This is a genomic window from Pseudomonadota bacterium, assembly GCA_027624955.1.
GTDB lineage: Bacteria > Pseudomonadota > Alphaproteobacteria > UBA828 > UBA828 > PTKB01.
Window position 1 is genome coordinate 53,189 of sequence record JAQBTG010000021.1, and the last position, 7,432, is coordinate 60,620.

Here is a 7,432-nt window from a genome sequence, read left to right on the forward strand (position 1 = left end):
CCCTCAACTCGGCCCGATCGGGCGGATCAAAATATTGCCGAACCTGTCGATCTCGCCGTTATGGCCGGGCAAGATCAGTGTGGTTGAATCCAATTGCGTGACGATCGCTGGGCCGACAAGGACATTGCCGCATTTCAGAAGATCGCGGCGGTACACGGCAGCCTGCTGCCATTCGCCATCGGCGAAGATATTCTCCTCCGAATATTTGGCGGCGCTGGCATCGGCGCTGCCGTCTTTGATGCGCTCGGCATAGGCTAGGGTCTCGCGCCCCTGCACGATGGCGCGGAGATTAATGAGCTCATGTTCGGTTTCAATCGCGAAGGTGTAGAGCTTCTCGTGCAGGCTGTCGAAAGTCTCGGCAATCGCGTTGAGGCCATGTTCGCGGAACGCGTCGATATCGACCGGCACCGGCAGCGACAGGATCTGGCCGGAATAGCGCACATCGACCTCGTAGCTGTTGCTGCGTTCGGATTCGGAAATTCCCTCGCCGTCCAGCGTGCGCGACGCGGCGGCGGTAAGTTCGGCAAATATATCGCCGACCTCGTCGGCGCTGGTTTCGGAAAAGCGCCGCATCAAGCTGCGCGAGGCTTCATCCCGCGAGCGCGTCGTGGCGTCGCCGTAGGCGCACAGCACCCCCGGCCCGGGTGGCACAATCACCGGCCAGCAATTCAAAATGCGAGCCAGCGCGTTGCCATGCAGCGGCCCGGCGCCGCCGAATGCCATGAGCGCAAAGTCGCGCGGATCATTGCCCTTCTGCACCGACACCAGCCTGAGCGCACCGATCATGTGTTCGTTGACGATATCGTAAATTCCCTGGGCGGCGCGCTCGGTGGAAAAACCGAGCGCGTCGGCGATGTGGCCAATCGCTGCTTCCGCCTTGGCGCGGTCGATTTCCATGTCGCCGCCGAGGCGTGACGAGGCCGGCAAATAACCCAGCACGACATTGGCGTCTGTGACGGTTGGTTGCACGCCGCCCTTGGCGTAGGCGGCCGGGCCGGGATCGGCGCCAGCGCTTTCCGGGCCGACGCGGAGCGCCTTGGTCAGCTCGGGCACATGGGCTATCGAGCCGCCGCCAGCCCCGACCGAGCGCACGTCGAGGGACGATGCGCGCACCGTCAAATCGCCGACCGTGGTGTCGCGCCGGGTCTGCGCGACGCCGCCCTGGATCAGGCAGACATCAGTGGATGTGCCGCCCATGTCGAAGGTGAGTAAATTATCGAAGCCGGCCTGGCGAGCAATCCACAATGCCCCGGCGACGCCACCGGCCGGGCCGCTCATGAGCAGGTTAACCGGTACGGTCTCGGCGCCGGCCGGCGTGGTGAGGCCGCCGTCGGAGCGCAGCAAATGGAGTTTCACTTTGCGCGAACGGCGCTTCAACTCGTCGCTCAAATTGCGCACATATTTTGAGACGATCGGGCGCACATAGGAATTGCACACTGTGGTGATGGCGCGCTCATATTCCTGCATCTCCGGAATCACGTCGCACGACAGCGATACCGGCACGCCGGGCAATTCCTCCGCGGCAATCTGCCCCGCCGCACGCTCATGGACATCGTTGGTATACGAGTTAAACAACGAGATGGTGAGGGCCTCGATACCGCGCCGTTTGAGGCGCCGGAGCGAGTCGCGCAACGCCGCTTCGTCCAGCGGATGGACAATCTCGCCCTTGGCGCCGATGCGCTCATTCGCTTCGATTGTAAGCCTGAGGGGCGCCAGAGGCGGGGTCTTGTTGAAGATCACCCAGGCGCCGAGGCCGCCGGGAACAAAGGATCGGGCGATTTGCAGAATATGGCGGTAGCCCTGAGTCGTCACCAGGCCAACGCGCGCGCCTTGGCCGGTGAGAATGGCATTGGTGGCGATCGTGCTGCCATGCATCACCTGGTCGATTTCGGTTGGCTCGATGCCGGCCAGCTCGCACACCCGGTCGGTGCCGTTCAACACGCCGATCGAAGGATCGTCGGGGGTCGACGGGACTTTGGCGATGTGGAACGAAGAGTCTGCTTCGTTGATCAGCAAAAGGTCGGTGAAAGTCCCTCCGACATCGACGCCCAAACGATAGGACATACGCCCCCTCCGCTTATGATTATTGCTTCGGGCCACGCCACTCGCAGACCGAACGGCGCGAGTATTTCACGGATGAGCAGATGATGAAATGACGGCAAAGAAAAGACGGATCGGCTTGCGCCGATCCGCCAGTTGTGGGGGACCCTGAGTAGGGTAGGGGTCCGTATCTGTGTCCGAAGGGCCGTTGGTCAGGCCCCGGGGGGGGATGGACGAAATCCGATACGGACTGACCGTTGATTAGGATGTGGCGTCGGTGGTGGGCACGGACAATTCAAAAAAACGTGAAGATCCAGCCCGCACCGCACCGGGCGCGTTACGAACGCGTCGGATGACTGCCGCGGCGCACAAGGCGGCCACTGACCACTGCGTCGATATCATTGCGTGAAATGCCGATATCGGCGAGCTGACGATCGCTCATGGCGCTGAGTTCATGGTTAACGCGGCTGCGGTTCTGCCAGCCGCGAAAGGTTGAGATCAAGGTATCGGCAAACATCGGTGTATCTCCTGAATACGGGTTGTTTGAGCTTTCCGGCATTGTTTCGCCGGCCGTCTCGCCAGCAATGCAAACCAACTTTCAGTTCCACATAACCAGCGTCTAAAACTCAATATGGCGTTTTTAGGAAATCTCACAACACACAGGATGGCACGCCTGACATGCGTTATACGCATATCAAAATACATTCAGTGCTGCGTCAGGTTAATAACTGGTTAATTCTTCGCGCGCTCCCGGGCGCGCTCCCGGGCGGCATCGCCGAAGGCCGTAAATATCGCCAGGGAGAACGCGTTGTCGCGCACTTTCCATTCTGGATGCCATTGAATGCCGAGGCAAAACCCCGCCGCCTCTGTGCCGCTCAGCGCTTCAATCTGGCCGTCAGGCGCCCTCGCCTCGACGCGCAATCCGGGCGCCGGGCGGTCGACCCCCTGGGCGTGCAACGAATTGACCGCAACGTCTTTGTCTGGCCACAGCTCGGCGAGAATTCCGCCGGCGACAATATCGAGGCCATGCACCGGCGCATATTGCGCCTCGCGCGCCAGGCTTTTGTCTTCGCGGTGGTCGAGCCGCCCGGCAACCTCGTGCACCGCCTGATGCAAGCTGCCGCCGAGCGCCACGTTAAACTCCTGACAGCCCCGGCAGATCGCCAGCACCGGCACCCCCGCTGCCACCGCCGCCCGAATAAGCGGCAGGGTGGCGCCATCGCGCTGGGCATCATGCAGGGTGCCATCGGCGCTGGGTGGGCCGCCATAAATATGCGGCTCGACATTGGACGGGCTGCCGGTAAACAGCAGGCCGTCGACATGCGCCAATATCTCGTCAGGCCCACTGGCCTCGCCGAGCGACGGAAGCAGCAACGGAAAGCCGCCCGCGCCGTCGCGCACGGCGGTGATGTATTTTTCGCCAACCACATGGAACGGGTGAATGCCGATCTCGCGCACGCAGGCCGAAAGCGCGATCAAAGGTGTCGGCGCTTCGTCAGTCATCGCCCGCTCCGCCGCCGTTCAACGGTCCTGGCGCGCTTCACGCGGATCGTCAAACACGAACAGCCTATTGTCGAGCACGATATTGGTCTCGGCGTCGAGCAACGCCACGGTCGTCACCAACCCTTGCGCGTCGATCACCTTCCACTGCTTAAGCTCCATCGGCGCTTCACTAAAAAAAAGCGTGAGGCTGCCAAGGCCGGGGTCCTCGCGCTTAACCAGCGTGATGGCGAGCGCGCCCGAGCGCCGGCGGAATTCGGTAACGATCAGATCGTCATTGAACTTGACCTCGTCGGAACTAAGCGCGCCAAGCGGCGTATCGAAAATCGGCCAGTCGTTTACCTGGCCAAGCTCGGTATCGTGAAAATGCAGCAACAGCCCGTCGCCCACGATCAACACCGGTGTCGGCGGCAAATACTCAACGCGCAGCCGCCCCGGCCGGCTGAGATAAAAAACCCCTTCGGCCGTGCCGCCTTCCGACGATGTTTGAAAAAACACGGCACGTATCGAATCGATCGAATTGAAATAATCCTCGGCGCGCTGCAACCAGCTCGCCTCATCGGCATTGAGCACCGCCGGGATGGCGCCCTCAAACTCCGTCGATTCCTCGGCATGGAGCGGCGCCCAAGCCAGCAGCGCCCACAGCAGTATAGGCACTATCGGAACAAACAGGCGCGCTGTCGGGCGGGCTGAGAAATAACGGATCATGCCGCCATTATGTAAGCGCTTGGGCAGAGTTCGCCAACTTTATCTGCGAGCGGCCGTTAATTGGATTAAAATTAATATGGGCCGACAGCGCTACGCGGTGCTTGACCCACGGGTTCTTCATACTCGCTGGGCAAAAAGCGCGTGTTAGGCGAGTTGCAAAAATTTCTCCAGGTTAGTTTTGTTGGTGATCTACAACCGCTGGTACCTCGATTTTTTTCGCGGTAAGATCGTAACCTTGGGGCTCATGTAAAGAGGGCGGGGAACATGACAATCGCAATAATAATAATTTTGATCGTTGCCGCGTTGATCGTTCTGTGGGTGATCGCGATTTTTAACAGGTTGATTTCGCTGAGAAATCGCATCAACAACGCGTTCGCCCAGATCGAAGTGCAATTAAAACGGCGTTACGATCTGATCCCGAACCTCGTCGAGATCGCCAAAGGCTATATCACCCATGAGCGTGAAACTCTGGAGGCGGTGGTCGCGGCGCGCAATGCTGCGGCGGATATGTTGTCCAAGGCCGCCGCCAACCCGAGCAGCGCTGGATTGATAAAAGATTTGATCGGCGCGGAAGGAAAATTGGCCGGCGCTCTGAGCGGATTGAACGTTGTGATGGAGGCCTATCCGGACCTAAAGGCCAATCAAAACATGATGCAATTGTCCGAGGAACTGACCAGTACTGAAAACAAAGTTTCCTTCGCCCGTCAGGCCTTGAACGATCAGGTGTTGGCCTACAACAACTACAAACAAAGTTTTCCGCCGATGCTTTTCGCGGCTTGGTTCGGACATACTCAGGACGCCATCTTCCTGGAATTTGAGGACAGTGAGGCTATCCAAGACGCGCCGAAGGTTTCTTTCTAGAGGCGCTCAGCTCGGGAAGCTTGCATGAACTTCTTCGAAGCCCAGCACCGCGCGCGCAAAAAAACAGCGCTGCTTGTCTTCTTGTTTGGCTTGGCAGTGGTCATCATGGCCTTGGTGACGAACTTTGTTTTCTGGGTGGCTTACCTTATTCGGGCAGGTAAACTTCATGAAATTCTTGGACCAGGACCCGAGGTCGTAAATTGGCCTGTATTTGGCGTTATAGGGATAGGTGTCGTCGCTGTCATAAGTCATGGCAGTTGGTCCAAGATGTCTCAACTATCGGCCGGCGGTAAAATCGTCGCGGAATCGCTCGGCGCAAAACTGATCGCACAAAATACGCGCAATCTAAAACAGCGTAGATTGTTGAACGTGGTGGCGGAAATGGCTGTCGCTTCCGGCACGCCGGCGCCGCCGGTTTATGTGCTCACGGAGGAGCGCGGGATCAACGCGTTTGCGGCTGGTTTTTCGCCCCGCGATGCCGTTATCGGGGTAACCCGCGGGACCATAGATCATCTCGACCGAGATCAGTTGCAGGGCGTCATCGCCCATGAGTTCAGTCATATTTTCAACGGCGATATGCGCCTCAATATTCGCCTGACCGGCATTCTGCACGGGATATTAATAATCGGGCAAATAGGGCGTTGTGTCGCATATGGCCGTCGGCGGAAGTCGCGCGGCGATTGGAGATTGTGGATACCCGGCTGGGTGTTGATGGCCATCGGGTTTGCCGGTTCATTTTTCGGTGGACTCATCAAAGCCGCAGTAAGCCGGCAGCGGGAATTTCTGGCGGACGCCGCTGCGGTTCAGTATACCCGCAATCCGGACGGGATCGCCGGCGCGTTGAAAAAAATCGGTGGGCTAGGCGCAGGGTCGAAAATTAAAACTCCAGCCGCCGCCGAAATCAGCCATAGCTTATTTGCCCAGGGCGTCTCCGGAATATTGCAATCATTATTCGCCACGCATCCGTCGTTGAGTGCGCGCATCCGACGCATCGATCCTGGCTGGGGCGGCAAATTCTTCAAGATCGATATTTCCGAATCCCGGTCGGGGGAGAAAAAAGGCATTGAGAGAATGTACGGCGCGCGAGGCGGCCGCGTAAAAAAAACCGCCACGATCGTCGCCAGCGCCACGATGGAGGATTTTGCACTGGCAATCGATCAAATTGGCAATCCGCGACAGGATACGATTGAGCACGCCAGAAATCTTATAGATGCGCTGCCCGTGAGCGTTGTGAACGCTGCCGGCGAATCCTACGGTGCCCCCGCTGTGATTTATTCACTGATGCTGGATTCGGATCGTTTGATACGCGAGCGGCAATTTACGCATTTGACAGAGCACGCTGAGCCGGACGTTGTCGCCTTAACGCGTACCTTCATGGCGGAAATGGCCGGACTGGATATCACATATCGATCAACATTAATCATAATGGCTGTCCCAGGCCTGAAGCAGTTGTCCGTAGATCAGTATCGAGTGTTTCGGAAAAACCTAACCGCGCTGATTGAAACTGATGCAGAAGTCGACATGCTTGAATGGGTATTGCGGAAGATTCTGTTTAGTCATTTGGAGGAACATTTCTCTGGACCGATGCGCCGCAAATCACCGACCTATCGTCTCGACCGATACTGCAAGGAAGTCGCACTAATTCTCTCCGCGTTGGCCCATGCCGGTCATCAAGCTCGAGTAGACATCGAAGAAGCATTCACCGCGGCATCGGAAAAATTAAGCAATAGTGAAATTAGTCTGGTGGAGAAGAATCAAATTAGTCTGGCGGCTTTGGATCGCGCCCTGGACAGACTCACCCGACTGGCGCCCGAGGACAAACCGCGCCTATTGAAGGCCTGCGCCGCTAGTGTCCTAAACGACCAGATAATATTGCCCGTCGAATTAAAATTGCTGCGCGCGTTTTCGGGGGTCCTCGATTGTCCGATGCCCTTGGTCCTCCCAGCCAAGGCGGCGAGCTGAACCCGCCATGAACTTCTTCGAAGCCCAAGACCGCGCCCGGAGAAAAACGGTTTTGCTGGTCTTCTTATTCGCTCTCGCCGTTCTCGCCTTAGTCGTCATGACTTTTCTTTTTGTCTTGCTGTTCGTCGCGTTTGATCACGACGCGGTGCACGACGGCGGATCGCTATTTGTGAGAATAGGTTGGCAAACCTATGCTCTCGTCGGTGCGGGCGTTGTCGCCGTCGTCGTCCTGGCCAGTGTCCTCAAGATCGTCAGCTTATCGGCCGGCGGCAGAACCGTTGCGGAGGATATGTCCGCCTAATAGTAAAATAAATCACTGTTAATAAATGACAATTTTCTATCCCTCCTGCGCCATACCACA

7 protein-coding genes are annotated in these 7,432 nt (G+C 58.0%); 3 read left to right on the forward strand and 4 right to left on the reverse strand.

From position 1 onward, the window contains the following. Positions 1–3: 3 nt before the first annotated feature. From O3A94_09970 to O3A94_09985, 4 genes are all read right to left on the reverse strand, one after another. Positions 4–2,064 carry a hydantoinase/oxoprolinase family protein gene (locus O3A94_09970; GenBank protein ID MDA1356581.1) on the reverse strand — a complete coding sequence of 687 codons (2,061 nt, stop codon included), beginning with the start codon at positions 2,062–2,064 and terminating at the stop codon, positions 4–6. 313 nt (positions 2,065–2,377) lie between these two features. After that, positions 2,378–2,599, reverse strand: coding sequence for a DUF1127 domain-containing protein (locus tag O3A94_09975; protein ID MDA1356582.1), 222 nt, complete (start codon positions 2,597–2,599; stop codon positions 2,378–2,380). Positions 2,600–2,772: 173 nt separating this feature from the next. Next, the gene (locus O3A94_09980) at positions 2,773–3,543 is read right to left on the reverse strand and encodes a gamma-glutamyl-gamma-aminobutyrate hydrolase family protein (GenBank protein MDA1356583.1); all 771 of its coding nucleotides are present in this window, start codon (positions 3,541–3,543) and stop codon (positions 2,773–2,775) included. Between the two features lie 18 nt (positions 3,544–3,561). Further along, positions 3,562–4,248, reverse strand: coding sequence for an outer membrane lipoprotein carrier protein LolA (locus tag O3A94_09985; protein MDA1356584.1), 687 nt, complete (start codon positions 4,246–4,248; stop codon positions 3,562–3,564). 264 nt (positions 4,249–4,512) lie between these two features. Here O3A94_09985 and O3A94_09990 point away from each other — a divergent pair, with 264 nt between their 5' ends. Genes O3A94_09990 through O3A94_10000 form a run of 3 tightly spaced genes read left to right on the forward strand, consistent with a single transcriptional unit; the run spans position 4,513 to position 7,372 of the window. Then, positions 4,513–5,109: a LemA family protein gene (locus tag O3A94_09990; GenBank protein MDA1356585.1), complete on the forward strand. Its 597-nt coding sequence runs from the start codon at positions 4,513–4,515 to the stop codon at positions 5,107–5,109. Between the two features lie 24 nt (positions 5,110–5,133). Beyond that, positions 5,134–7,071, forward strand: a complete 1,938-nt coding sequence (locus tag O3A94_09995) for a M48 family metallopeptidase (protein ID MDA1356586.1) — start codon at positions 5,134–5,136, stop codon at positions 7,069–7,071. 7 nt (positions 7,072–7,078) lie between these two features. Beyond that, on the forward strand, positions 7,079–7,372 hold the full coding sequence (locus tag O3A94_10000; protein MDA1356587.1) for a hypothetical protein: 294 nt from the start codon (positions 7,079–7,081) through the stop codon (positions 7,370–7,372). The last annotated feature ends 60 nt before the right edge of the window (positions 7,373–7,432 follow it).

Excerpts from the sequence above, each read along its gene's own strand:
- O3A94_09970 (MDA1356581.1), bottom strand. The coding sequence starts at position 2,064 with ATGTCCTATCGTTTGGGCGTCGATGTCGGAGGGACTTTCACCGACCTT.
- O3A94_09975 (MDA1356582.1), bottom strand. The coding sequence starts at position 2,599 with ATGCCGGAAAGCTCAAACAACCCGTATTCAGGAGATACACCGATGTTT.
- O3A94_09980 (MDA1356583.1), bottom strand. The coding sequence starts at position 3,543 with ATGACTGACGAAGCGCCGACACCTTTGATCGCGCTTTCGGCCTGCGTG.
- O3A94_09985 (MDA1356584.1), bottom strand. The coding sequence starts at position 4,248 with ATGATCCGTTATTTCTCAGCCCGCCCGACAGCGCGCCTGTTTGTTCCG.
- O3A94_09990 (MDA1356585.1), top strand. The coding sequence starts at position 4,513 with ATGACAATCGCAATAATAATAATTTTGATCGTTGCCGCGTTGATCGTT.
- O3A94_09995 (MDA1356586.1), top strand. The coding sequence starts at position 5,134 with ATGAACTTCTTCGAAGCCCAGCACCGCGCGCGCAAAAAAACAGCGCTG.
- O3A94_10000 (MDA1356587.1), top strand. The coding sequence starts at position 7,079 with ATGAACTTCTTCGAAGCCCAAGACCGCGCCCGGAGAAAAACGGTTTTG.